Annotated in this window: 24 protein-coding genes and 3 pseudogenes; 5 read left to right on the top strand and 22 right to left on the bottom strand. The window is 58.0% G+C overall.

The features are described 5' to 3' along the window. Positions 1-130: 130 nt before the first annotated feature. The 6 genes and pseudogenes from ACZZZP_RS02100 to ACZZZP_RS02075 form a co-directional block, all read right to left on the bottom strand. Positions 131-892, bottom strand: coding sequence for an ABC transporter permease (locus ACZZZP_RS02100; protein ID WP_463381649.1), 762 nt, complete (start codon positions 890-892; stop codon positions 131-133). A 12-nt stretch (positions 893-904) separates the two neighbouring features. Beyond that, positions 905-1,810: pseudogene (locus tag ACZZZP_RS02095) on the bottom strand (ABC transporter ATP-binding protein); the annotation flags it as partial. Then, on the bottom strand, positions 1,807-2,715 hold the full coding sequence (locus ACZZZP_RS02090) for a LysR substrate-binding domain-containing protein (protein ID WP_463381648.1): 909 nt from the start codon (positions 2,713-2,715) through the stop codon (positions 1,807-1,809). The pseudogene ACZZZP_RS02095 and the gene ACZZZP_RS02090, both read right to left, overlap by 4 nt. 146 nt (positions 2,716-2,861) lie before the next feature. Continuing rightward, positions 2,862-3,140, bottom strand: coding sequence for a hypothetical protein (locus tag ACZZZP_RS02085; RefSeq protein ID WP_122493408.1), 279 nt, complete (start codon positions 3,138-3,140; stop codon positions 2,862-2,864). 240 nt (positions 3,141-3,380) lie between these two features. After that, the gene (locus ACZZZP_RS02080; protein WP_122493409.1) at positions 3,381-4,034 is read right to left on the bottom strand and encodes a hydrolase; all 654 of its coding nucleotides are present in this window, start codon (positions 4,032-4,034) and stop codon (positions 3,381-3,383) included. Between the two features lie 308 nt (positions 4,035-4,342). Further along, positions 4,343-6,700 (bottom strand): DNA polymerase II, encoded by a 2,358-nt coding sequence (locus ACZZZP_RS02075; protein WP_463381647.1) that lies wholly within the window; start codon positions 6,698-6,700, stop codon positions 4,343-4,345. Between the two features lie 186 nt (positions 6,701-6,886). Here ACZZZP_RS02075 and ACZZZP_RS02070 point away from each other — a divergent pair, with 186 nt between their 5' ends. Continuing rightward, positions 6,887-7,375 carry a GFA family protein gene (locus ACZZZP_RS02070; RefSeq protein ID WP_463381646.1) on the top strand — a complete coding sequence of 163 codons (489 nt, stop codon included), beginning with the start codon at positions 6,887-6,889 and terminating at the stop codon, positions 7,373-7,375. Here ACZZZP_RS02070 and ACZZZP_RS02065 read toward each other — a convergent pair. Further along, complete coding sequence (locus ACZZZP_RS02065; protein WP_463381645.1) at positions 7,372-8,166, bottom strand: bestrophin-like domain; 795 nt, start codon at positions 8,164-8,166, stop codon at positions 7,372-7,374. The two genes, ACZZZP_RS02070 and ACZZZP_RS02065, sit on opposite strands and share 4 nt — an antisense overlap. Positions 8,167-8,451: 285 nt before the next feature. Between ACZZZP_RS02065 and ACZZZP_RS02060 the strand changes: the two genes are divergently transcribed. After that, a complete protein-coding gene (locus ACZZZP_RS02060) occupies positions 8,452-8,931 on the top strand; it encodes a hypothetical protein (RefSeq protein ID WP_463381644.1) in 480 nt (159 codons plus the stop codon). 17 nt (positions 8,932-8,948) lie between these two features. Here ACZZZP_RS02060 and ACZZZP_RS02055 read toward each other — a convergent pair whose 3' ends face one another. From ACZZZP_RS02055 to ACZZZP_RS02035, 5 genes are all read right to left on the bottom strand, one after another. After that, on the bottom strand, positions 8,949-10,880 hold the full coding sequence (locus ACZZZP_RS02055) for a hypothetical protein (protein ID WP_463381643.1): 1,932 nt from the start codon (positions 10,878-10,880) through the stop codon (positions 8,949-8,951). A gap of 315 nt (positions 10,881-11,195) precedes the next feature. Further along, positions 11,196-11,420 (bottom strand): hypothetical protein, encoded by a 225-nt coding sequence (locus ACZZZP_RS02050; RefSeq protein ID WP_463536220.1) that lies wholly within the window; start codon positions 11,418-11,420, stop codon positions 11,196-11,198. Then, entirely contained in the window at positions 11,374-12,105 is a 732-nt protein-coding gene (locus ACZZZP_RS02045) for a ParB/RepB/Spo0J family partition protein (RefSeq protein WP_463536219.1), read from the bottom strand. Before ACZZZP_RS02045 ends, ACZZZP_RS02050 begins: the two co-directional genes overlap by 47 nt. Continuing rightward, the gene (locus ACZZZP_RS02040; RefSeq protein WP_463381641.1) at positions 12,102-13,010 is read right to left on the bottom strand and encodes a ParB/RepB/Spo0J family partition protein; all 909 of its coding nucleotides are present in this window, start codon (positions 13,008-13,010) and stop codon (positions 12,102-12,104) included. The genes ACZZZP_RS02045 and ACZZZP_RS02040 overlap by 4 nt, the downstream gene beginning before the upstream one ends. Then, positions 12,988-14,577, bottom strand: a complete 1,590-nt coding sequence (locus ACZZZP_RS02035) for a recombinase family protein (protein WP_463381640.1) — start codon at positions 14,575-14,577, stop codon at positions 12,988-12,990. Before ACZZZP_RS02035 ends, ACZZZP_RS02040 begins: the two co-directional genes overlap by 23 nt. 72 nt (positions 14,578-14,649) lie before the next feature. On the opposite strand from ACZZZP_RS02035, the gene ACZZZP_RS02030 reads away from it, so the two are divergent. The 3 genes from ACZZZP_RS02030 to ACZZZP_RS02020 all read left to right on the top strand — a co-directional run bounded on the left by ACZZZP_RS02030 (position 14,650) and on the right by ACZZZP_RS02020 (position 16,296). Beyond that, positions 14,650-15,039, top strand: a complete 390-nt coding sequence (locus ACZZZP_RS02030) for a hypothetical protein (protein WP_463381639.1) — start codon at positions 14,650-14,652, stop codon at positions 15,037-15,039. A gap of 235 nt (positions 15,040-15,274) precedes the next feature. Beyond that, entirely contained in the window at positions 15,275-15,772 is a 498-nt protein-coding gene (locus tag ACZZZP_RS02025) for a hypothetical protein (protein WP_463381638.1), read from the top strand. Continuing rightward, on the top strand, positions 15,760-16,296 hold the full coding sequence (locus tag ACZZZP_RS02020) for an HlyD family efflux transporter periplasmic adaptor subunit (RefSeq protein WP_463384630.1): 537 nt from the start codon (positions 15,760-15,762) through the stop codon (positions 16,294-16,296). Before ACZZZP_RS02025 ends, ACZZZP_RS02020 begins: the two co-directional genes overlap by 13 nt. A 4-nt stretch (positions 16,297-16,300) precedes the next feature. On the opposite strand, the gene pcaK is transcribed toward ACZZZP_RS02020, so the two are convergent. From pcaK to ACZZZP_RS01970, 10 genes and pseudogenes are all read right to left on the bottom strand, one after another. Beyond that, positions 16,301-17,650, bottom strand: a complete 1,350-nt coding sequence (gene pcaK / locus ACZZZP_RS02015; RefSeq protein WP_463381637.1) for a 4-hydroxybenzoate transporter PcaK — start codon at positions 17,648-17,650, stop codon at positions 16,301-16,303. Continuing rightward, positions 17,647-17,784, bottom strand: coding sequence for a hypothetical protein (locus ACZZZP_RS02010; protein ID WP_463381636.1), 138 nt, complete (start codon positions 17,782-17,784; stop codon positions 17,647-17,649). The genes pcaK and ACZZZP_RS02010 overlap by 4 nt, the downstream gene beginning before the upstream one ends. A gap of 261 nt (positions 17,785-18,045) precedes the next feature. After that, a pseudogene (locus ACZZZP_RS02005) lies at positions 18,046-18,874 on the bottom strand (IclR family transcriptional regulator domain-containing protein); the annotation flags it as partial. A gap of 277 nt (positions 18,875-19,151) precedes the next feature. Further along, positions 19,152-20,213, bottom strand: a complete 1,062-nt coding sequence (zapE, locus tag ACZZZP_RS02000; RefSeq protein ID WP_463381635.1) for a cell division protein ZapE — start codon at positions 20,211-20,213, stop codon at positions 19,152-19,154. A 9-nt stretch (positions 20,214-20,222) separates the two neighbouring features. Next, the gene (pcaG, locus tag ACZZZP_RS01995; RefSeq protein ID WP_463536218.1) at positions 20,223-20,828 is read right to left on the bottom strand and encodes a protocatechuate 3,4-dioxygenase subunit alpha; all 606 of its coding nucleotides are present in this window, start codon (positions 20,826-20,828) and stop codon (positions 20,223-20,225) included. Between the two features lie 13 nt (positions 20,829-20,841). Next, positions 20,842-21,561 carry a protocatechuate 3,4-dioxygenase subunit beta gene (pcaH, locus tag ACZZZP_RS01990; RefSeq protein ID WP_463381634.1) on the bottom strand — a complete coding sequence of 240 codons (720 nt, stop codon included), beginning with the start codon at positions 21,559-21,561 and terminating at the stop codon, positions 20,842-20,844. Between the two features lie 256 nt (positions 21,562-21,817). Continuing rightward, positions 21,818-22,114 (bottom strand): DMT family transporter, encoded by a 297-nt coding sequence (locus ACZZZP_RS01985; RefSeq protein ID WP_463536217.1) that lies wholly within the window; start codon positions 22,112-22,114, stop codon positions 21,818-21,820. After that, positions 22,111-23,105, bottom strand: a pseudogene (locus tag ACZZZP_RS01980) (glycosyltransferase family 2 protein). The gene ACZZZP_RS01985 and the pseudogene ACZZZP_RS01980 overlap by 4 nt, the downstream one beginning before the upstream one ends. Positions 23,106-23,274: 169 nt before the next feature. Next, positions 23,275-24,234 (bottom strand): pca operon transcription factor PcaQ, encoded by a 960-nt coding sequence (gene pcaQ, locus ACZZZP_RS01975; RefSeq protein ID WP_463381632.1) that lies wholly within the window; start codon positions 24,232-24,234, stop codon positions 23,275-23,277. A gap of 162 nt (positions 24,235-24,396) precedes the next feature. Beyond that, positions 24,397-25,596, bottom strand: a complete 1,200-nt coding sequence (locus tag ACZZZP_RS01970; protein ID WP_463536216.1) for a hypothetical protein — start codon at positions 25,594-25,596, stop codon at positions 24,397-24,399. Between the last annotated feature and the right edge of the window lie 152 nt (positions 25,597-25,748).

Below are 25,748 nucleotides of genomic sequence, written 5' to 3'. Positions count from 1 at the left end.
AACAGCGGCGAAGCCAGACGCCTCGCAAAGCCGCAAGGGCAAATCACGGTTTGCCTCGCGACTTTGCTTACGGTGCCTTATAGGTTAGAGGCGACTGGTTGCTGAGAAGGTGCGGCCGGCTCGTTGAGGATTAATGTTGTAGCCGGTATCCGGTGCGGAATATCTGCCCAACGATGACGACGCACACCAGCAGAAACGCCAGCAAAAAGGCGATGTCGACCATGGGGTTGAATTCAGTGATGTCGAAGAACGCCCAGCGAAAGGCGTCCACCAGATACACCACCGGGTTGAACAGGCTGATGGTCTGCCAGGTGGGCGGCAGCATGTTCAGCGAGTAGAAACTGCCGCCGAGAAAGGTCAGCGGCGTGATTACGAGCGAGGGCACGACTTCGAGCTTGTCCCAGCCGTCGACGCACAGGCCGACGATAAAGCCGAGCATGCTGAACGACACCGCGCAGAGCAACAAAATGCCAAACGCCCAGAACGGATGCGCCACTTCATACGGTACGAACACGCGCGCGGTGATCAGAATGGCGACGGCCAGCACCATCGACTTGACTACCGCCGCGCCGACGTAGCCGAAGACGATTTCGGTGGGCGACAGCGGCGCTGACAAAATCTCGTAAATCGCGCCGGAATAGCGCGGCATGTAAATGCCAAAAGCGGCGTTGGAGACGCTTTGCGTCAGCACCGCCAGCAAGGTCAGGCCGGGCACGATAAAGCTGCCGTACGGGATGCTGCCGATTTCCGCCATGCGCGATCCGATGGCGGAACCGAACACCACAAAATACAAGGCGGTGGCCAATACCGGCGCCGCCAGGCTTTGCATCAGGGTGCGGGCAGAGCGGGCCATTTCGAAGCGGAAGATGGCGTAGATGGAGTAGAAATTCATGCGGGCTTTCTCCAGCAGTTCGACAAAGATGTCCTCAAGCGAGCTTTCCGAGGTGTGCAGGTCTTTGAAGTCGATATCGTTGGCGGCCAGACGCCGCAGGAAGTCGGCGATGCCTTGGTTGTTGCGCGCGACATCGAGGACCAATTCGCGGCCTTGGTCGGCTAATTCCACCGGGAAACCGGCCAAGTCTGCCGGCAGTTCTGTGAGCGGCTGCTGCAATTGCAGGCGCAACTGGCGACGGCCCAGGCGCGCCATCAGATCAGTTTTATTTTCCACCAGCAGCAAACGGCCATCGCTGATCACGCCCACGCGGTCGGCCATTTCTTCGGCTTCTTCGAGGTAGTGAGTGGTCAGCACAATGGTCACGCCACGGTCGCGCAGGCGGCGCACCATGGTCCACATGTCGCGGCGCAATTCCACGTCGACGCCGGCGGTGGGCTCGTCGAGGAACAACACTTGCGGCTCATGGGCCAGCGCTTTGGCGATCATCACCCGCCGACGCATACCGCCAGACAGCGTCATGGTGGCGTCGTCGCGTTTATTCCACAGCGACAGGTCGCGCAAAATTTGTTCGAGCAGTTCGGGTGCGGGGGGCTTGCCAAATAAACCGCGGCTGAAGCGCACGCTCGACAGCACGCTTTCAAAGCCTTCGTTGACCATTTCCTGCGGCACCAAACCGACCTTGGCACGCGCCTCGCGGTATTGGCGGGGCAGTTCCAGCCCGTCGATAAAGATGCTGCCGCCAGTGGGTTTGACCAGGCCGCAAATGGCGCCGATCAACGTGGACTTGCCGGCGCCGTTAGGGCCCAGCAAGGCGAAAATTTCACCGTGTTGAATTTCCAGATCGACCCCGCGCAAGGCTTGAAAGCCGTTGGCGTAGGTCTTTTCCAAGCCCCGAAGGGATATAGCGCTGCTCATGCAGAATCACCCAGGCATTCAGTAATTTTGCTGCGCAACCAACGTTGCGCAGGGTCCATATCCTGGGTTGCGCCCCAGGCCATGGACAGATCATAAACCGGCGCCTCGAAGGGCAGTTCGTCAACACGCAAACCACCGTTGGAGGTCAGCGCGGCGGCGGCATAATCCGGCACCGTGGCGACCATACGCGTACCGGGCAACAACTGGCTCAAACCGTAGAACTGCGGCACCGCCAATTTCACCTGACGGCTGCGCCCGCGCTTGGCCAGTTCCTCGTCGATAAAACCGCCGAGGTCACCGGCGAAGGTCACCAGCGCGTGGGGACGGTCGCAGTAGTCGTCCATGGTCATGGGCGTGTTTTCGGTATCGCCGCGCACCATTACCGAACGGCTGCGACGCAGGGTTTTGCATTTGGCATTGGCGGGCAGGTCGCCGGTGTAGCAGATGCCAAGGGAGATTTCGCCGGCCGACAGTTGGTTGCAAATCGACAAGTAGTGCGTGCGGCGAACCACCAGCGTGATATGCGGCGCTTCAACGCTGAGCACGCGCATCAGTTGCGGCAACAAACCCAGCTCGACGTCGTCGCTCAAACCGATGCGGAACACTTCCCGGCTGGTGCAGGGGTCGAATTCCACGCTTTGGCCGATGGCGGAGGAGATGGTGTCCAGCGCCGGACGCAGCAAGCCTTCGAGTTCGATAGCTCGCGGCGTGGGCTCCATGCTGCGGCCCACGCGCACGAACAGCGGATCGTTGTACAAGGTGCGCAGGCGGCCGAGGGCGGCGCTCACTGCCGGTTGGCCCAAAAACAAACGCTCCGCCGCGCGGCTGACATTGCGCTCGATCATCATCATTTCGAAAACGATCAGCAGGTTGAGGTCTACGCGGCGAAGGTCTATGCGGTTCATGAGTGGGGCTCCCTGTGGTGTGGGAGCCATGATCGTCCGCTTGGCTTGGCGTGAGAATAGACACGCCTGCATAGCCGCCGTGCAGAAATGCAAGGCGCCTGCGCCACTAGGCCTGACGCGTGTTTCGTGGTTGAAAACGAACAGAATCAGTTCTCGGCTTTGCCCTTGGCCGCTTCAAGTTCTTTCATGCGTTTGTCGTACAAATCGCAATGGCTGTCGCGGTCGGCCGAGTCGGTATCCAGACGCATCTTCTCGACCTCATCGTTGATTTCTTTGGCTTTCTGCGGATTTTGCTCGGTGAGCTGATGCACTTTGGCCGCCAGTTGTTGCGCCTTTTGCTCGGCTTCTTCAGGCGTACAGCTGGCCCAGGTGGACCCCGCGGCAAGCAGGGTGGCGGCGGCGGTAATGCTCAATAGAAGCTTCATGGTCCTGTCCTTTGGCGTGATGGCTCTCATGGGGTGGAGGACTGAGCACGGCAGAAAGTTCAGGCGAAACGACGGAAGACGGGCCACAGCGTGCGTTCGGGAAATCGCGGCTAAAGCCGCTCCCACAGGATTTCGGTGTCCTGTAGGAGCGGCTTTAGCCGCGAGCTTTTCGCGCACACGAAAAAACTCCCGCCTCGAAGTATCGAGGCGGAAGTGTTTATACGCCGCAGCGTTTAGCCATTAATGACCTTCAGAGGCATTGAACATGGTCTTGGCGTAGATCAGGCCCAGGCCGTATGCGCCGCCGTGGGCGATGGAGGTTTTGACGGTTTCGTCGTAGGTCTCGCCGCGTGCCCAGTCACGTTGCAATTCAAGCAGGTATTGCAGCGAGGTCATCGGGCGGGCGCCCAGTTGCACCATGCGCTGGATTGCCATTTCGTGGGCTTCTACCGACACGTCACCACAGGCGTCAGCGATGAAGTACACCTCGAACCCTTGGTCCAGGGCAGACAGCGCTGGGCCTACGATGCAGACCGAGGTCCACAAGCCGGCGAGGACGATTTTCTGTTTGCCGGCGGCGTTCACCTGTACCGCAATGCGCTCGTCTTCCCAGGTGTTCATGCTGGTGCGGTCGATGATGGTGTGCTCGGGGAATACCGATTTGATTTCATCGAAAATCGGACCGGAGAAGCTCTTCTCGGCGACGGTGGTGAGGATGGTCGACACCTTGAATTCACGTGCTGCCTTAGCGACCAGTGCAGCGTTGTTGCGCAGGGTAGTGGCATCAATCGACTTGGTCGCGAAGGACATCTGCGATTGGTGGTCGATCATGATCAGGGTGTGGTCGTCGTGGTTCAGAAGGGTTTTGCCTGGAACTGCTTTTGCGATTGCCATGGGTAGATTTCCTTTTAGTCGTAATGGTCTGAGTAGCGGGTTTAGTTGAATTCGTTGGCTTGTTTGCAAACCGTGGAGCCATGATGCCCGGTCGCCGGAAAGCCCGGAATAGACAGGGCTGCACGGGCACTTTGCAGAAATGCAAAGGGCCTGGATTGATGTTTTGTGCGAAGGGAATGACAGGGGCAATCGGGGATCAAGGCGTTTCCAGGAATCGAGGCTAAGGCCTCTCCTACACTTCGAACACTGCCCCTGTAGGAGAGGCTTCAGCCTCGATGCTGTTGATCTTGAGACGCCCAACGGCGATCTCAGAACAAGTCCAACTGCCCACCCACCAACGTGCCGAAGTCGTCATCGACGAAGGGCAGAATCGCGTCTGCCACTGGCTGCAGCTGGCGTGTCAGGTAGTGGTCGTAGTCGATGGGTGAGGTGACCGCTTCCAGCGGCTGCGGTCCGGCCAGGGTAATCAGGTAGCTGATCCAACCGCCGCGCTGGTATTGCCGGGGCCGGCCAAGCTCGGCGTTATAGGCATCGGCAATGCGCGCCGCGCGTACGTGGGGCGGCACGTTGCGTTCGTAGTCATCCAGCGGGCGACGCAGGCGTTTGCGATACACCAGGAGGTCGTCCTGCTCACCGGCCAGCGTCGCGGCCACGAAGTCGCGCACGTAGGCTTGGTAGGGTTGCCGGCGAAAGATGCGCTCGTACAGTTGTTGCTGGAACTGCTGCGCCAGCGGCGACCAGTCGGTGCGCACCGATTCCAATCCTTTGTAAACCATCTGCTCGCCCATCAAACCGGCGTAGCGCTTCTTGCTGCCCTCCTCCGCGCCGCGAATGGTCGGCATCAGAAAACGGCGGAAGTGGGTTTCGTATTGCAGCTCCAGGGCGCTGGTCAAACCCAGTTCTTCGGTGAGGTGCCTGCGCCACCAGTCGTTGACCATTTGCACCAAACCGCGACCGATCACACCGGCCTCATCGTCGCTATGTTCGCGACCGAGCCAGACGAAGGTGGAGTCGGTGTCGCCATAGATCACGGTGTGGCCCTGGGCTTCGATCAGCTCGCGGGTTTTATGCATGATCTGGTGGCCGCGCAAGGTAATCGACGACGCCAGGCGTGGATCAAAGAATCGGCAACCGCTGGAGCCGAGCACGCCGTAAAAGGCGTTCATGATGATTTTCAGCGCCTGCGACAGTGGCTTGTTGCTGTCGCGTTTCGCCTGCTCCCGCCCTTCGGCCACGCGCGACACAATGGCGGGCAGGCAATGCCGCTGACGAGAAAATCGCGCTCCGCGAAAGCCTTCAACCGTGGCGCCCTCGTCGCTCTCGCGCAGCCCTTCGACCAGGCCAACCGGGTCGATGAGAAAGGTGCGAATAATCGAGGGGTACAGGCTCTTGTAATCCAGCACCAGCACCGACTCGTACAAGCCTGGCCGCGAGTCCATGACGAAGCCACCAGGGCTGGCTTCAGGCGGGCGCTCGCCGAGGTTAGGCGCGACGAAACCCTGACGGTGCATCAGCGGCATATACAAATGGGTAAAGGCCGCCACCGAGCCGCCGCTACGGTCGGCGGGCAGGCCGGTGACGCTGGCGCGTTCGAGCAAAAAACTCAGCAGTTCGGTTTTGCCGAAGATGCGCGTCACCAGCTCGCAATCTTTCAGGTTGTAGCGCGCGAGGGCCGGTTTGTCCTCGGCGAACATGCGGTCGATTTCGTCCATGCGCTGATACGGCGTGGAAATATCCTTGCCTTCGCCGAGCAAGGTTTGCGCGACGTTTTCCAGGCTGAACGAAGGAAAACTCCAGGTCGCCGAACGCAGCGCTTCGATGCCATCGATGATCAACCGCCCGGCCGCCTCGGCGAAAAAATGGTTGGTGCGTGCGCCGTGTTCGCGCCAGCCCATGGCCTCGCCGTCGCGGCCCAAGCGCAGTGGAATTTGTAGTTTTTGCGAATGCTCCAGCAGCACGCGCAAGTCGAACTGCACCACGTTCCAGCCAATGATGGCGTCGGGGTCGTGGGTCGCCAGCCAGGTATTCAGGCGTTCGAGCAACTGCCCGCGCGTGTCGCAATATTCGAGGTCGAAATTCACCGCGCTGTCGTCGGCATTGGGCGGGCCAAGCATGTACACCTGACGCTGGCCGCAGCCTTCGATGGCGATGGAATACAACTCGCCGTGACGGGTGGTTTCGATGTCGAGCGAGGCCAGTTTCAACTGCGGGCGGTAGTCGGGGTCGGGCTTGAGTTGCGCATCATCGAAACCGCCCTGCCCGTCCGGCGTGCCGGAAAACAGCACCGGCGCAGTAATAAAACGCTCCATCAGGTAGCGCTCGGGCGGGCGAATGTCGGCTTCGTACACATCGACGCCGACACTGCGCAGCAGCTTGTCGATGTTCATCAATTGCCGATGCTGACGGGTGTAGACGCCAAGCACCGGGCGGTGATGAAAGTCCTGCAATTGCAGTTCGCGCAGCTCGACGTCTTTCTCTTTGCCCAACATGCCTTCAACCCGCAAACGCTGCTCGGCTGGCACAAATGCGACCGAGGTTTGCACCGGCAAACGCAGCAGTCGCGGGCCGTCGTCGGTGGCCACCCAGAAGCTCACCTGCGTGCCCGCCGGGGTGTCACGCCAGTGGCGCGAGAGGAGGAAGCCGCGCTGTAGGGGTTGCGCCGTCATGAAGGTGCCGAGAGCCGCGTCAGAGAGAACGAACGATTCTACTGTATCGATATACAGACGGCCGCTTGTTTTTCAGCCGCCGTGGCTTACAGCGTTGCGCCAATCCGACAGACGTCATGGCCAAAACCCGCGTTACAGGGGTCTAGAAAACCGAAAGCAACCCGGGCTTCCCACGGAGATTTGCCCATGCAGCTCAAAGGTTCCTGCCATTGCGGCGCCGTCGCCTTCAGCCTCACCAGCCAACATCCGTACCCGTATCAGCGCTGTTATTGCTCAATCTGTCGCAAGACTCAGGGCGGTGGCGGTTACGCCATCAACCTCAGTGGCGACGCGCGCAGCATGAAAGTGCGCGGGCGCAAACACATCAGCATTTACCACGCGAAAATCAAACCCACCGGCGCCGGTCGCGCCCGCATCAGCAGCGCCGAACGGCATTTCTGCAACCAGTGCGGCAGCGCCTTGTGGCTGTTCAGCCCGGAATGGCCGGAGCTGATTCACCCGTTCGCCAGCGCCATCGACAGTGAGCTGCCTGTGCCACCCGAGCACACCCATTTGCTGCTCGATTCAAAGGCCAGTTGGGTGGAGGTGGACAAGCGCAAGGGCGACAAAACGTTCGAGGGTTTCCCCAAGGAATCGATTGCGCAGTGGCATCAACGGTTGGGGTTGGAGGATTAATGCATAGGGCCGTAGGGCGGTCGGTTGAACAGTTGCAGCGTGTCGATAAGCGCGTCGGGCATTACCCGCACGCTGCCGGTAAACGGGCAGTCCATGGCCATCACCAGCAACAGTCCAAAGCCGATTACCGCCGCGAGGCTGCCAGTCATACAGGCCTGGCTGCGGTTGTGCCCGGTGCGCAACGCCACCGCAAACGCCACGGTGATTAGCCCTCCACCCAACAACAGGCCCCACATGAGCGCGGGCAACTGCGAACGGCTGTCTCGCAGGCGATTGCGCCGGTGATCGTTAAGGTCCACGACGTGCTGGTAGAAGTGCTCGCCACGGGTGTGCTGAGTGGGTTCGCTCAGTTCGAGCTGATGATGCACATGCCACAATTCATTCAGGGCAATCGCCACTTCAATGCTGCTTTGCCCGTTTTCCATGGTTCGCCATTCGGTGTCGATCACGCGATTGGCGTAGGTGTCGAGCGCCGTTTGCAGGTCGGTTTGGTGTGGCAGCGGCAGTTGCTGGGCCAGGCGATACAAGCGACCCAGGGCGTTGGACTCGCGCGATACGTTGCTGGCCGCCGCGTCAAACTCGGCGTACACCGCTGAAATTGTGAAGGCCAAGGTAATGCCGAACACGGCGCCCACCGTTTGGAAGATCGACAGCCCCACGCCGTTGTCGTCGCTCGGTTGCGGGCAGTAGCGGTTGACCACCAACGAGGCACCAGCGGCCAGCACGCCGCTGCCGACCACCAGCACCAAAAATAATGTCCACAGGGGAAATGAGAGCAGGTACATCTGCATGAAAAGTCCTTGGGTTAGCCAGCAAACATCGCCAATTCGCTTGGCGACAACGCTCAGCAGCCTTGCCCAACACCCTCGCTCACACCATCCGTCGCTACGCAGCCAACCGTGGGTTATTGCCTGAATCGTCTGGGAAAACCGGGCGGCAAACGCTTGCCGCTGCTGGCAAGCTCACGCCGCCTGCCCCGCGCCGAGGCGCGCCGTAACACGTGTTCTAGAGCCATCGCGCGAGTTGGCCCGTGATGTGCAGTCACGGCTGCACCTACTCGTTAACGGCAAACACCCATGACCAGCGTATCGAGCAACCTTTCGCTGCTGAGCTTTATCAACTCGATCTCTAAATCGGAAACCAGCGACAGCACCAAACCCGCCCCCGGCACCGGCAGCAGCACCGCCCCGGCAACGGACACGGCGGCTGAAGAACCCAAAGATCCGATTGGTGAACTGCGCAAATACGCGGCTGCCATCGTCGCGCAGTCACGCGGTGGCCTGTTCAACGCGCTGGCTGGTGGCGAGCAGACCAGCCCCGCCCCGTCGGCCGGCTTCAACGGCGCCAACAGCCAGAGCGCGATTCAACTGCCCGACGTGGCCAGCATGAACCGTGACGACGCCGCCAGCTTGCTGCCGCAGGTGCAGAAGCTGATCGACAAAGGCTTGAGTGATTCGGTGGCAGTGGCCGGCTTTAACGGGGACAAACAAACCGAGTCGCTGGAGACTTACCGCGACTGGCTGCAAAGCAAAGCCGGCATCAGCATTTACGTGTGAGCGTCGGGGCGGCGCTTTCAGAAGGCATAGCGGTACTGCACCTGAACGCCGAACACCGGGCGCTGCTCATGGAAGGTTGAGGCCCGCGCGTGAACCTGAGCGGCCACGCTGCTGGCTGGGGTGAGCGCGTAACGGCTGCCGGCAGTTGCGCTGGGTACGAGGTAACGCTGACGCAACGGGCCGCGCACCTCGAACTGCTCCAACCCTGGAATATCGGACTGCCCTCGAAACACCGGGGTGTCTTCGTTGAGCAGTACATCCATGGCTAGCGTGGCCGTCAGGGTCAGTTGCGGGTCGACCGGCAGGCTGCCGCGCAGCGTGGCGGTGGCGTAGGTTTGCTCACTGCGCGCGCCCTCAATATTCAACGGCAAGGCGACGTTGCGCTCCTCAAAGCCACGGTGTGCCCCTTGCACATGGGTAAGCGCCAACTCCGGCACCAGCCGTGAATCGCCGACCGCCACGCCATAGCCCACCGCCAATCGCTGCGCCGTGCTTTTGATCGCCACTGCCGATGAGGCGGTTTGTACATCGGCCTCGTGCTCGCCCCGTTGGAAGCGACTTTCGCCTGTACTCAGCGACGCACCGAGGTTGGCCAGCCAGCCGGTTTCGGTGTCGGCGTGCTGCTGGTAGGCGGCCCACAGCCCAAGGCCATGGGCGCGGTCCTCATGGCCATCACCGTGACGCCCATCCGTCTCAGCCCAGGCCACGTTCAGCCCCACGGCCACCTGGGCATTCAGCCGGCGCCCCGCTCCCAGTTGACCGATTCGCTGGCGGCCGTCTGCCACTGACTCGCCCGTGCTCACTGCACCGTCGGCGCTCAGGCAATAGCGTTGCGCCGCACCCGGCAGGCAGTGTTGCTCCAGCAATAAGCGCGCGCGGCGGGCCTGCATGGCGAGCAGATCGGTGCTGGTGTGGGCGCCGTGGATGACCGAGGTTTGCAGGTTGCCGAGGTCTTGAATGGGCGCCAATCCGGCGGCCGAAGCCTTCCAGATAAACGCCCGCTCGCCCTGGCTGTTGTCGGCCGTGCCGACGACCACGTTGCCGTCGGCACTCACGCCCGTGGCTTCGCTGAAACTGCCGCCAGTCAGCAGGCCAAGGCTGGTCATGCCGGTGGCGGCGGTCCAGCGATAGGCGCGGGACGAATCGTCGAGCAAGGTCGACGTGCCCACCACCACCGAACCATCAGCGCTCACGCCGTTAGCCGAACTCATGATGCCGCCCAGCGAGCCGAGGTCCTGCATGCCGCTGGCGGCCGTCCAGCGAAACGCCGCGAGGTTGCTGCTGCCCACCACCACGTTGCCGTCGGCGTTCACCGCAAATGCACCGCTGGACGTACTCCCCGGCAGCGTGCCCAAGTCGACCATGGTGCCGCCTTCCCAGCGAAACGCGCGGGTGCCGCCCGTGGCTGCGGCGCTGCCGACGATCACGGCGCCGTCGCTGCTAATGGCCGACGCCACACTGGAGCCACCGACGCTCAGGCTGCCAAGGTCGTGCATGCCCAGTGATGCCGTCCAACGAAAGGCGCGACGCAGCGCAGCTCCGTCGTTCGCCTCCCCAACCACCACGCTGCCATCGGCGCTAACGCCCCAGGCAATGCTGTGCGTACCGCCCAAGCCACCAAGTGATTGCACTCCACTGAGTGCATCCCAACGAAACGCCTGCTGCGCCGCGTTCGAACCGATGCCACCGACGATCACGCTACCGTCGAAATTCAGCGCATTTGCCGAACCTTGGATGGCAACGCCGTTGAGGCCGACCATGCCGGCTTCGTCAGTCCAACGAAAAATCCAGGGCGCGTAGGTGGCATCCCAGCCCTGCCCAACGACCACCTTGCCGTTGGCGCTCACGGCATTGGCGCGGCTGCCGATGCCGGCGGGCAACAGGCCCAGATCGGTCAATACAGGGAATGGCGCAGTACTCGCCGCCGCAACGCCGCTGGTGAGGAACACAACGCATGCACTGAAAAGGACTACACGAACTGGAGGAAACGAGAAGGTTTTCATCGGAAGATGCCTATGGCGAAAGAGCCGCAAGCATCGTAAGAACGAGCACATTGGGTATGTAGGAATACCCTTACAAACTGGTCAGACTATAAGTCAACCATGCTCAAGACTTGAAGACCGTTGCTTATAAAAAGTATGGAATTGGAAGGGCGATCTATAGAACGTCGAGTACATATGAGAACACTGGCCATCGGGCACACTAGTCTTTATAAATGGATCTGCTCTTCCAAAACTAACCAGGCTTATTTTTTATGTACGACTCTACTCTCGCTGCTGCACTCTGGCATCAGCAGTGACAGCGTCAACGACGCCCATTAACTCCTCCCCTACTTCTGGTTGGAACCGCTTAATATACGCAGCGACTGCATCATTCTTTAGGAGACGGGAAATATATCCTTTGGCTACGACCAAAACCAGCATCGTCTCTCCGAGACCGTCTTCAATGGAGTGATAATTTTGATATAGCTTTTCCATCTCGCGCTCCATCCGGGTAATATCCTGAGCGGGAAAATGCGGCGCAGACTTTCTTCTCCTTTTTCTCGCTAAGCTGGTCAGAAGGCGTCATTGCGAACATCATTTTCGCATATCTAACCGTGTAGCAATCGGCAGCCATCATCATTTCTGCGGTTTCTATTTGACGCATAGGCTTCATATTTTTTAGGACTGCAAAAACAGCACGCGGAACTACTTTTGTTTTCAGAAGACTAATTACTTCAGGAGTAATGCCTACAAGTAGATTTTGGCTTTCACGCACTCGACCAATATTCATATTCAGGCTTTTTGCTATTCTATCTGCAGTCACGCCCTTGCCTATCGCTTCTAGAATCATCTTGTGTTCTTGCACTGCAGTTAGCCTGTTAATTTGACGATTGTAAGTAAAACCCTCGTCTTCGGTCGCGATCAGACATAGAGCCTCAACAGCCCCTAACTCGCGCAATGCTTCAAGCCGTAGATGTCCATCGAGCAAAATATATGTTTTTGAGGCGCTCCCGCTTCCACCACCAGGGTATATGGCTATAGGCTCGACGACCCCTATCTCTTCGATAGAAGCCAAAACTGTTTTGTACTTAATAGAGCCGAGCACGTCCTTGCTCACCTTATGAGTGGGCATGATATGGGAAATCGGCACCGCGCAAATATTGGACTCGAAAGCATGCTTGACATTTTTCATGCTGCTACCTCCGCATATACACGCTGGGATAAGACCTCAGGCATATCACTCAACCCCTCGTTTTGCAGCAAGGCTTGAAAGTAATCCTCGGAAAGCAACTTCCTAAGGGCTGTAATGATAAACAGAAGACGCTGTTGGTTAATTTCAGATTTTTTAATAATTAAATGCTGACGCCCAACCTCTTGTTGATAGGTCTTTAACAATTGCGCGGGTGTTGTGATGCGCTCGGTTGTAGCCCTTGACGTTGAAAACTTTTTCCCAAGCGCCTTGCGCTTCTCCAGTAGCCTTCTGACCTTAAGTAGCTGATCTCCTCGAAGCACACCGGTCTCATAGGCTTCTAGCATAGCGGCTTGAGTTTCACCGTCATTTGACTTCGCAACCTTTGTTGCTATCGAGAGTGGAAGCCATCCTTTTTCGACGGCGGAAATTAGCCGATCTTCCCCCTGATTTAGCAGGATCAATATGCATGCTACATAAGTAGACTGAAGCCCGGTTTTATTTGAAATTTCCTTGGGCGTATAACCTCGCTGAGAGAGCTCATTTATAGCCGCCAGAAGATCCCTATTAGAATGGCGCCGGCGCGCTAGATTCTCAATTAAGCTTATCAAATATCTGTCTGCTTCTACTGCAGAAACCTGTACACACGGAATTGTCGTTTCACCTAGCGCCAAAAAAGCTTCAAATCGGCCTTGGCCGCATATCAAATCGAAAGAATCGCCATTCGGCGTTACGGTAATTGGTCTTTTCAAGCCTACGGTAGAAATATTTTCCACGAGCCGCGCAAATACTTGTTGATTGCGGCTTCGCGGATTAAGGACCCTAATCTTCTCCAAGGGCACGTTCTGTATTGGCTCAGCATTACCAATATGCAGCGCCGCGCATTCATTTGAATTTAGGCTCTTCATTTCTTCCTCCGACTATCGTTACTCTCCTACTGAGAGCACCTATGACATCCAAATTATCAAACCTGTATTGCTCCAACTCTCGCAAATCTTCGTCTTTCATGTTCAGCACAGCACGATCCAGTGCTCCCGTAGGTATAACCAAATAATCTTTTACCGTTTCCTCTCCTGGATACATGCGCACCACGAGATTTAAGTCAGGATTTAGCTCAAGAGCCAGTCTCGCCTGCCATTGATACTTCAGAAAGCGAGATGGCTTATATCTAATTACCACAACCGACATTACAATCTCATCATTTATCACCAATAAACTATTATCATTGTTTACCGAAACGCTTGCGCCCGAACTTCTGATAACTCCTGCGACTCTCTCGACACAGATCGCAACTCTGCCTTTAAGACGTTTGTCCGCATCGAAATAGGAATAGTCTCTCGTAGACCTGTATCCCGCCAAGTCAAAAGCCCGCCGTAAGGTTCCGAATCGGGAAATGTATAACGAGCGAGATGAAGTTAATTTATCGGCATTAATTAGAACAGCCGATAAATAACCATGGCGAGCAAGAAGCGCTTTAAGATCGTCGATTAACTGTTCATCAGACAGAACAGTTGATCTACGGCTAATAATCTCGCGAGCAGCGAAGAAAGTTTCATCATTAATTATGGGACAGAACGCCTTTTTGGCCCTAATCCATTCATTCTCCGGATTCACTCGCTTAAACTGTTTTAACTTTGCAGATGTTTTATTCCACAAATTATTTCCTATATATCGCTCATTCTTTAGGACTGAATCCACGCGACCAGAATTCCAAGGAGTAGGCTTACACCACGCAACGCCCTGCTCGTTTAATAAGCGCGCTATCGCTCCAACCTTTAATTTCTCCTCAATGAAAAGTCTAAAAATCTCACGCACAACCTTCTGCTCTTTCTCTGGACCAGGGATAAGAACTACTCGATCTGTTTGAATGCTCTTCATCTCTCCTTTGCTCAGAATGGCTTTTGGATGACCGCATTGATCGATTAGCTGGCGTCGGTATCCGTATCCCGGCTGACCACCTTGCTTGTAACCAAGGCTAATTAGACGTGCCTGCCCTGCAAAGACTTTTACGGACAGTTCTCGGCTGTACTCTCCAGCCATCATTCGCTTAACACTTTTCAAAATACTTGAGATAGGCGAACCATCATTCTTGAACTGCTCGGCGCAATATTCGACTGCAACTCCAGCTTGACGACACCGAACCTCATACGTCGCGCTTTCATCAGGATCTTGAAAACGCCCCCACCTGCTTACGTCGTAGACCAAGACGATTTGATATTCGAAACTACAACTAGCGACGTCGTTAAATAACTGCTGCAAAGCTTTTCGCCCGTTCAAAGTCAGGCCGCTCTTTCCCGCATCGGTATAAACCTTAGTTATCTCGTAGCCGTTTTGCTCGGCATATAACTTTATTATATCGAGCTGGTTTTCCGTCGAATATTGCTGATGCTCAGTGGACATCCGCACATAAGCTGCCGCATATCTCGGACGCGCTTCAGGTATTAAATATTCAGACTGAGGTTTTCTTCGAGGCATGAGGATGGCTCAGAGACTCCCGCTTGTCGGATGTTATTGCTGCACGTTCAAAGTCGTTAAGAATGCACATTCATGACCATAGAAGAAGGTCTCGGAAAAATGATTACTAAAATGGGCAATGAATTTCCAAACGGCGTAGGCAGCGTCTTGTACGCGAACGCCATCGCAGCGGCATTACGAACCGAACTCGGGCAGACTCGCTGCGCTTTGAAGACCTTGCAAAAGTGGACTGATGCCAATGAGCGAACGGCAAAAAATTGGTTAGCAGGAACGCATGGTCCGAGTGGGTATCACCTCATCATGCTGGCCGCCCGTTCCGAAAAGGTCTTACAAATGTTTTTGCATTTGGCCCAACGTCAAGAGGTAATCGTCGCCCTTTCGCTGCCAGTGCTTCGGACAAGCTTGCTTCAAACGGTAGCGCTGTTAGACGAATATCTTTCGATCTCAACAGCAGTTAAATAGATTGGTGCTTCACGCTTCATGTTCATGTTCATGTTCATGTTCATGCCGAATAATTCGCGCATTACTGAACTAGCTAAGAGTAGCTTCCTAGACGCGTCGAAACGGAAAAAGCTGGTTAGCGTTTCGGATTTTTCGGCTGATGGCCTCAACTCCCGCGGTCTAACCTAGCGTTAAATGCGGAAGGTTCTCTCACCTGCTAGCGTTATTCAAAACCGCCCCTCTGAATGGTGAAAAAATGCGTGAGCTTTCTGAAACTGAAAAGAAGCTAGCCCTCCTTGTAATCCGTGAAATGGACAAGAACGGGCGAAGCCTAAAGGACGTCGAGCGGGGAGCTGATGCGGTTTTGAAGGTCTTCAGAGATTTCACAGACGCGCCCCGCCCGCACCCAGTGAAGCGAATAATCTACTCGCTACTCTTTCCTTTTAGTAAACCGCCCCTCTCTAACAATCAATACTCGCTCCGCAATGTCGATAAGCGTCCAGCAAGAAATGCTTCCGATTTTAACGAAAGCTTTGTGGTTACCTCGTCGAACCGAAAAGCCCTAGTTAGATACACCTGGGGCTATGTTCCTCATCCAGTCATCGTGAAGGTGCAAGCACTTGTCGAGCGTGAGCAGGGCGCTGGATTCGACATCGTGGCAGGCGAGGCATACGGCCCGTTCAGTTCGCAGGAAACAGCTAATGGCGCGGCGATAGTTATCGCCACATCTTGGTTTGAAAAATATCTTCTTTAGCGCAGACCAAGTTCGCCCTAGATTTTGAGCGTGTCCGCTGTTCGATACGCGGAACGCTTACGACGTCTGCGGCCAATTTCGACCCACGACGCCAACCCGGCCAGTGGCTGGGGGTGCAGGAAGCGTTGGGAATACTGGTCGACCCCAGCAGCTGGCAAGTCGACGCCTATATCGAGCAAGACCAGGTGCACCGCTTGCCCATCGGCGATGCCGTGCGGTTCTACCCTGACGGCCACCCGATTGCCGTACCCGGTCACGTGCTGAACATCGGCAGCACGCGCACCAACCAGCTCAACCACCGCATGCTCGCCTCGCGCTTCGGCGGCCCGGTGCCGACCACCACACACGGGGGCGCGCTGGTGCCAACCGATGCGTTGTTTCAGGTGTTGATTCAGCTCGACCTACCGCCGCCCTCGCTGCACGAAACCCGTGGGCACGTGAAGATTGAGGGCCAGCGGCGCAGCCTGTTGGCCGACGGCGCGACCCATGTGGCGGCGGTGTTGATGCGCGAGAGCGGCTTTTAGCCGCTTAGGTGGCGTCGGCGTGGCTAACCATGCCTTTGATCACCACGGCAACGCTGGCCACGGCAGCCGGCAGCACCAGGGCGGTGAGCACCTGCTCGAAATTCCAGCCCAAGCCCAGCAAGGTGGCGCCGATCCAGGCACCGAGAATGGCGCCGAAGCGGCCAATGCCGAGCATCCATGACACGCCAGTGGCGCGGCCCTGGGTCGGGTAGAAACGGGCCGCTAGCGACGGCATCGCCGACTGCGCACCGTTGATGCACATACCAGCCAACAACACCAAGGTCGCCAACACCGTGACCTTGCCCAGGCTCTGCCCGACGAAGTAAGCAAACACGCCGGCCAGCAGGTAGAACGTGCCGATGACTTTGTGCGGATTGAATTTATCCATCGCCCAGCCCACGCCGACCGCGCTGAGCACGCCACCGAACTGGAACAACGCACCGATAAACGCCGCCTGCTCCATGCTCGCGCCGCTGTCGCGCATCAACGTCGGCAACCAGCTGGTGAGCAGGTAAACGATGACCAGGCCCATGAAATAGGTCAGCCACAGCAACAACGTGCCGGCGCTGTAAGTGCCGGAAAACACCACCTTCAGCACGTTGCGGCTCTGCACGGTTTTCTGCTCCGGCACGCTGAAGTCATTGGCCAAGCCCACTTCAGCCGGCGCGATGGGCGCCAGCACCTTGCGCACCTTGTCGGCGCCGCGATTGCGCACCACCAGAAAACGCGCCGACTCCGGCAGCCACACCAGCAGCACCACCGCCAGCATCAACGGCAAGATGCCGCCCAGCAGCAGCAAACTGTGCCAGCCGAACGCTGGAATCATTTTCGCCGAGATAAACCCGCCGCCGGCCATGCCCAGGTTGAAGCCGCAAAACATGCTGGTCACCAGCAGCGACTTCAAACGCTCCGGGGTGTACTCGGACAGCAGCGTGGTGGCATTCGGCATCGCCGCGCCCAGGCCCAAGCCGGTGAGCAGACGCAGCACCAGCAATTGATCGAGGCTGGTACTGAACGCGGAAATCAGGCTGAAGAAACCAAACAACCCGACCGCCACGACCAGCACGACCTTGCGCCCGAAGCGGTCAGCCAGCGGCCCGGAGCCGAGGGCGCCGAAGACCATGCCAATCAGCGCGGCGCTCATCACCGGGCCGAGGCTGGCGCGATCCACGCCCCAGTCCTGCGTAAGCGCGGGGGCGATAAAGCCCATGGCGGCGGTGTCGAGGCCGTCGAGGAAAACGATGAGGAAACACAGCAGCACGACCTTCCACTGATAACGGGAAAGCGGCTGGGCGTTGATAAAGGTTTGTACGTCGAGCGTGCCGGTGGTGGGCACGTGAGCAGGGCTGGTCATGCGAGCAATTCCTGTGAGTTTTTCTTCGCCATGGCACTGCAGGCGAATGGAACAGGAATGAGGGACGGGCTGGACAGGCGCTGCGCAGCGAATATCAGCGAAGCGCGGGTGCGCTGCGGTGAACGCAAATCCATGGCTGGCTCTCATTTGTTTTTATTGGAAGCAAAGCGTGGTCGCACAGAACGACCGAGGGCCAACAGTACGCAGCGGGATGGGGGCGATTCAATCCGATAATCGACTAATTGGGCGTTTATCGAACACTTGTGGATCGACGTGACGCCTCGCCCTCACCCCCCGCCCTCTCCCGCAAGCGGGCGAGGGAGCTTGACCGCTAGCCCTCACCCCCTAGCCCCTCTCCCGCCTGCGGGAGAGGGGCTAGGGGTGAGGGCTAGCGGTTAATGAAACAACCGCGTACTCAACTCCTTGCTCGCCTCCAACAACACCGGCAAAAAGCGCGTCTCCAATTCCTGCCGCGACACCCGCCCCGCGTGGGTGCCCACGTTCAACGCCGCCAGCACCTGGCCGGCTGAATCTTTCAGCGGCACGGCAATGGAGCGCAGCCCCACTTCCAGTTCCTGGTCAATGATCACCCAGCCCTGCTGGCGGATCTCGGCAACACTGGCGCGCAGCGCATCCGGCGTGTGCACGGTGCGGCTGGTTTTGATCTGCATCTCGGCGTGGTCGATGTAATCGTCCAGCGCGGCGTCATCCAGCGCGGCCAGCAAAATGCGGCCCATCGAGGTGCAGTACGCCGGTAAACGACTGCCGACGCTGAGGTCCACCGAGATCAGGCGCTGCGGCGTGGCCGAGCGAGCGATGTAAAGAATTTCGTCACCTTCCAGCGTGGCCATGGAGCAGGCCTCGTGCAGCTGTTCGCTGAGGCGGTCGAGAATTGGCTGCGCGGTAACGGCCAGCGGTGTCGACGACAAATAGGCGTGGCCCAAGGTCAGCACTTTGGGCAGCAGCGAGTACGTGCGCCCGTCGGTGGTCACGTAACCCAGGCTCATCAGCGTGTGCAGGCAACGGCGCACGGCAGCGCGGGGGATTTCCGTGCGGTGGCTGATCTGGGCGATGGTCAGGTGGCGTTTGCGTTCCTGAAACGCATGAATCACCGCCAGCCCACGGGCCAGGGAGGTCATGAAATTCGGGTCGCCGGTGAAGGCTTCGATGCGTTTGGCCGGCGAGGCAATAATCGGCGGCGCCAGGGGTGGCAGGGTGATGCGGGCTTCGTCAGTCATGTTGTTATAGGTCTCGTGCAGCCTGGCCAGAAACGCTCTGGATGAAGTGTGGCCGATTATCGAACCGAAGTTCGATTATCGCAATTGACCCTGTCGGGCACGGCGCCTACCGTGACGCCGCTGCGCCCACATCGGTGGCGGCACAGGTTCGGCTCACAAGGCTGGGCCTTGGAAATACCTCGGTGTTTCCCTTCTCTGTCCGAGCCCTGCCACCGCCGCGCTACCCGCGCGTCGGCAGGCCGGCTCAATTTCCCTGCAACGGTTTAGAAGGTCTGCGCAGTGAGCTGACGCAAGCGGCTGCGGGTGCGCACAAAGTCCAGGTGCGAGCCGGGCCGACACACTTCGTCCAATTCGGCTTCACAGCCAAGCAGCAAATTCACGCCGCTGTCGTAGGCGATGTCGACGAAATTAAGGATGCGTTGCTGCACGTCGATGCCTTCGCTATCCAGCCGCGGCACGCCATAAATGGCGATGCGCCGGAAGCGTTGGCACAGCCAGAGAAAGTCCGAACTGGAATGGGGATGGCGGCACAGCTCATCGAAATCCAGCAACGCGCGGTTGCCCTCGTAAGCCTGCACACGCAGCGGATGGTGATTGACCGCCAGCACCGCGTCGCGCTCAACCGCCGCGCTGAACTGCAATTGCTGCTCAAGCCAATCGCTCAGTGCCGGGCACAACGGCCAGGCGTAAAGCCCCCACGCTTCCTGGGCCCCGGCACGCTCACGGTAGTCTTCGCCGGCGTCCAGATTGAGCACGGTGAAACGCGACTCCAGTAGGTCGATGGCCGGTTTGAAACGGTCGCGATACAGCGGATTCGGGCACAGGTTGATCGGCGCGTAGTTCGAGGTGCAGACCAACCCCACGCCTTCGTCCACCAGCACCTTGAGCAAGCGGCCAAGCAACATGGCATCGGCGATGTCATGCACATGGAATTCGTCGAAGCACAGTAAACGCGCCTCTTGCGCCACCTCACGGGCGACGCGCACCAGCGGCTCGCTCTGCCCGGTAAAGGCGCCCATGCGCTGCTGCACCTCCTGCAAAAACGCATGAAAATGCACGCGGCGCTTGGCTTGCACGGGCGCGGCGGCGAAGAAGGTGTCCATCACAAAACTCTTGCCGCGCCCCACGCCGCCCCACAGATAAATGCCGGCAACGGGCTTGCGCAGCCAACCACGACGCCCCGCCAGCCAGGCGTCTAGCCAGCTGGCGAGGGTGTCGATGGCCGCCTGTTGCGCGTTGTCGGCCCGGTAACCCCGGGCTTCCAGCGCATCACTGAAGCGCCGCTGAATGCGCAGGCCAACGGGCTCGGCGTTATCGGACGTCAAAACCCACCCTTAGAAATCAAAGAAAACCGTCTCACCTTCGCCCTGAATACGGATATCGAAGCGGTAAGCCAGCTTGCCGTCAACCTCACAGCGCGTGGCGACCAGGGTTTCTCGGCGCTGCGGCTGCTCAATCAAATTGAGCACCGGGCACTGCGCATTGGCCTGGGCCTCGTCATCGAAATACAGACGCGTGTGCAGGTGAATATTGATGCCCCGGGCAAACAGCGACACGTTGATGTGCGGCGCCATTGGCACACCGGCGGCGTTTTTCACCACACCGGGCTTGATCGTGTGCAGCGTCCACTCACCGGCATCGAAGGTGGTGGCGGTACGGCCGAAGCTATTGAACGGTTTTTCCAGGTTGTAATCGGCGTCGTACCGGCCTTCGTGGTTGGCTTGCCAGAACTCCAGAAACGAATCGCGCACCAGATGACCGTTGCCGTCGTACACATTGCCCAGCAGCACAATGTGCTCGCCTGGCGCGTCGGGCTTGGCCATCTCGTTCCAGATTTCCTGCTCACGCGGCGGGTTGCCGGCCGCGCTCAGGGCCAGGCCGATATGCACATACGGGCCTGCGGTTTGCGAGGGGGTTTCGTTCAGCAATTGAATAGGCATGGACTCACCCTCCTTAAATGTTTTCGAAGTGGGTCTTGCGCTGCCCGCGCAACACGATATCGAAGCGATACGCCAGGCAATCCATGGGATTGGCCGCGCTCATATCGAGCTTGGCAATCAGACTTTGTACCGCCTCGGGGTTGGCAATCGACTTCACAATCGGGCACATCGGAATCAGCGGATCGCCTTCGAAATACAGCTGCGTAATCAAGCGCGTGGCGATCGACGGGCCGCTGATGGAGAAGTGGATATGCGCCGGGCGCCAGTCGTTCGGGCCGTTGCGCCACGGGTACGGGCCGGGCTTGATGGTGCGGAAGCTGTAATACCCGTCGCGGTCGGTGAGGGCACGGCCCACGCCGCCGAAGTTCGGGTCCAGCGGCGCCAGGTAACGGTCGTTCTTGTGGCGATAACGGCCACCGGCGTTGGCCTGCCACATCTCCACCAAGGTATGTGGAATTGGCTTGCCGTACTGGTCGCACACACGACCCGCCACGATGATGCGCTCGCCCACCGGCAAACCGCCGTTGTTGAAATTGAGGAGCAGATCGTTGTCGTGCTCGCCAATTTTCAGATGGGAAAAGTCAGGGCCAGTGGTTTCTGAAACAGACTGCGGAATGCTCACCAGCGCTTGGCGCGGCGAACGGGGCACGGAGGTTTTGTAATCAGGCGTCAGGGCTTTGGGGTGCCAATTGCGGTCACGGATGACGAAGCGACTGCTGTCTGCATCAGACATGTCCTTCTCCTTTGTTAGATTTATCGGGCGAGCAGGCAGGCAGTCTGCTGCGACAAAGCGACGCGCAAAAATGAAAGTTAGGCGGTTATCCATAACCGTATGGTGATGGAAGAAAGCTTTTCGCTGGGTTGAGCTTGGGAAACACTGCTGCGAATAGTGCACGGTGGGGGATATCGAGTACTTGATGATCAAGGGGTGCTACCCGCTGCGGACCGTCAAGCCTTCACGGTAATGATGATGCCCGCGATGATTACTGCTACGCCCATAAAGTACTGCGGTTGAAATTTTTCTCGAACATCACGTAACTGCCCACTGGCACCAAAACGAAGGCCAGCGCCATCAGTGGGTACACCTTGCCCAGCTCGATTTTCTGCAACACCCAAACCCAGGCAATCGTGGTGATGCCATAGAGTGCAAAAGCGCTAAACAAGGTGGCGAGCGTGTCCAGATGAAACAGACTGCCGGTGCGTTGCAGGCTCATCGCACTGAGTTTGAATAGCAACTGGCCAGCGGCAATGCCCAGCACGCAGATCAAGGCGACGAAATAGCTCATTTCACTTTCTTCTTAGCAGTCGCGGTACGTTTACGTTGCAGGTGAAAAGCACGCTGCGGCACCGACTGCACGTCGTGACCGATAAACGCCAGGATCAGTTGGACGCCGAGAATAATCGGCAACGCCGAAAGCATCACCGTACCCGCCGGCGTGGTTACGCCCGACTCGATAGAGTTAGCCCAGTGCGACAGACCGAACAGGCTCCCCACCGTTACCAGTGCAAGCCCCAAAGGCAGCTCCAGCGATGCCAGTGACATATCCCGCAAGTAATAGCTGTAAAAAATCCGCTTGCCCAGATTGCGAAGATGCTTGCCGAGGAATTCAAAGAAAATGGTCGATATTCTCAGGCCACTTATTTCCTCAGCGTATTTGGCATCCATAGGGATATCGATGACCACGGCGCGCAGGGTGTTCAGGCGAAACAGCATGTCGGTTTCAAAAAATACCGCCGACTGATTTTATCGAACGGCAAATGCCGAGCCACCTCGCTGTGGATGGCGGTGTAGCCGTTGGTAGGGTCGAAGATATTCCAATAACCGGATGACAGCTTGCTAAGAAACGACAAGGCGGCGTTACCAAATAGCCGCTTCCTGGGCATTTGCTGCAACCCTTCCAGATCGAAAAACCGGTTGCCCTTGGTGTAGTCGGCTTCGCCATGAATGATTGGCGCAACGAAGTCTGGAAGAAAGCCGGGGTCCATCTGCCCGTCGCCATCGACCTTGACCAGAATGTCCATGTCGTCGGCAATCGCCGCCTGGTAACCTTGCATCACTGCACCGCCAACGCCTTGGTTTACCGCGTTACGCAGCACCGTGACGCGCGGGTCGGAGCAATTCGCTTGCACATACTCACCGGACGCCTGAGGACAGCAGTCGTCCACCACATAAATTCTGCTGACCTCACCGCCTACGGCGGCAATCACCTCGAGCACATGGGCTTTCACGTTGTAGCAGGGGATTACCACTGCAATTTTCACTTCCGGGGTGGTCATCTGCCTGTGCCTTTTTGCCGCCGTTGAACGGTTCGTCCTTGTCACGCGAATCGCCTCGCATCACCTAAGGCTTGGGCCTCAAGCGGTGTGCATTTTAGACGCGTGCGCCCAGCCACAACACCAGAGCGCATCACATTGCGCCACAGATATTTACTTCAGCGGAAAGCCGCTATGCCAATACCGCGGGTGCGTCTGGCAAACCAGGAAAGTTGCCCTCGCGATAGGCCAGCCCTACTTCACGCAGCACATCAACACACCAGTGCGCCGCCAGGGATAGGGGGACGGCCGCGTTGCTGCATATCCCGACCGAGCCGCCTGGCTCCTTGATGCCCAGCTGCAATTCCGTGAGATAGCCCTTGGCTAAATCCAACTGCACCGCGTCATAAGGTGCGACCCACACCGCATTGCTACTCTGCACATAACGGCGACTGAGGGTAATCGACAGGGTTTCCAGACGCTGACGCGGTTGTGTAATGCCGCATTGAATGAACAGGCTGTCAGCATATTTGCGAATCGTAGTACCGGCCAATGGCAGCACCACCGGATAGTCTTGGAGCACGTCCTGCGGACGGGATACGCCCAGCAGTGGATGATCGGCTCGCACAACCAGAGTCATCGATTCGCTGTACAGATGTTCGAAGGTCAGGCCCTGAATTTGCGGACTGTCGGTCATTCGGCCGACCACCAGATCCAACTCACCGACATGCAATTTGGATAGCAAAAAGGCGCTGGGACCTGTCACTACACTGGCCACCAGCGCCGGATGCTGAGCATGCAGCCGGCGCACCACCTCGGGAATCAACAGACTCTCGACCGTCGACAACACGCCCAGGCGCACTGTCCCGGACTCATGCTCACCACTGCGCACACTGTTCACACCGTCACGCAGCGCCTGCACGCTTGGGCCGGCGTACCGCATAAAGGCCAGCCCCGCATCAGTCAACGCCACGCCCGCTTTGCTTCGCTCGAACAAGCTTGTGCCCAGTAGTTCTTCCAGCTCTTTGAGCGTTTTTGAAATTGCAGGCTGGCTAACCGCCAATCGGTCTGCGGCGCGCGCCAAAGTGCCCTGGCGCGCGACTTCCAGGAAGCACACCAAGTGGCGGAATTTGATGCGGGTGTCGATGTTCATTGCGCAACAGGCCTGGAGGCGGTGGCAGCTAGTCTGCAAGGAAATCGCGCTTGGCGACAACAGCCTGCATCGGAACTACCACGCTCAGGCACGCAACGTTAGGTAAAACGGCGGCCGTTTTCGGCTCGCCTAGCACCTCTCGCCACGCAGCACTCCCCGCTGTTACGCCGTTCTTTTTGCCAGCCGCTGCACCAGCCAGGTGGACGCTTCTTTGAGCGCCAATATGCTCAACAGAATCAGGCATACCTTGAACGGGATGCCATAACGCGGAAACGGCGCGAGCACCATATGCACGAGGGTGGCGTAAATTACGACCAGGGCCGACAACAGGGAAAACAACGAAGGGGATCGTTTAAAGAGTGTCGAAGCGGCAATGACCACGGCACTGAGCAGCCCCAGCGCAATCCAGAACGGATGTACCGCCTGATTAACGACGTGGGAGATATGGAAATCCAGCAGCTCGTAATAGGGCGACTTCAACGCCGCGTAGATATAGATGTCACCCTGCCCGTCGATGCCCCACCACTGCCAGAGGAACTGCGGTTTGCCGAACAAGTACCACTGCAAGTATTCGCCAGGAGCCTGCACCATGCGCTCCCACATGATGCCGAGAGTGTGGCCGAGCCCCTGGGCGGTTTCGGCAGCACGTGGGTCGAAACGATAGGGCACGCCGAGACTTTCCGGGTTGTTGTCATACATAAAACCCGGGAAGCTGCCGTGGTAGAAGCCGCTCACCAGCAATGTAGGATCTGACACTTCCCCAACCACGAGCAGGTTGCGCAGTTTCCACAACAGCACGGGTACCAGTGCCGCCACCGCGAACGCTGTGACCGCACGCCAGTGCTGACGGAAAAACAGCAAGCAGCACAACAGCATGAACAGCGGGAAGTGCTCCATGACCGGCCGTGTCAGCGCAGACAATCCCACGACCACGCCGCAAGCCGCCCAGCCCCAAACCACAGCTTTGCCGCCCTTAGAGCTAGCCCACGCAATCGCTAGTGCGATAGCCAGCAGACTGGTAAACAACGATTCGGTCAGGTAGTAGGTGTTGATCGAGACAAAATGCGGAAACGTCCACAATAACAGCGCTGCGGGAACCGCCCACCCGACTCCGAGGAACTCGATAAACACCCAGGTGAGCAGTAAAAAGGCCAGTACCTGCAAAACGGTCTGCGCTTTTAAGGTAGTCGCCAGAATTGTTTCTACATCATTGGCAACGAAGAACTTGGCAAAGTAGGGAAATCCAGGACTGATAAACGCATCGGGCTTCGGTTTTTCCGGGCTACCGGGCGCCACAAACTCCTGGGAAAACACATTCCAATTCGCCAGGTTTAAGGCATAGGTGAAGTACTTTCCGGGCATCAGCCTTGATCGGGTTCTCGATCTGGGTATCCGTGTAAGCGCCGATGCGCAGATGCGCACCGAACAGCACCGTCAATGCCAAGATGAACCAGGCGACCCATCTCATTCCTTCCTTGGCGCGCACGGCGCTTTGTTCAGCTGCTTGCATCCGA

The sequence above is a fragment of the Pseudomonas sp. AC211 genome (assembly GCF_979258055.1).
This window is presented reverse-complemented; position numbering and strand designations above follow the sequence as displayed.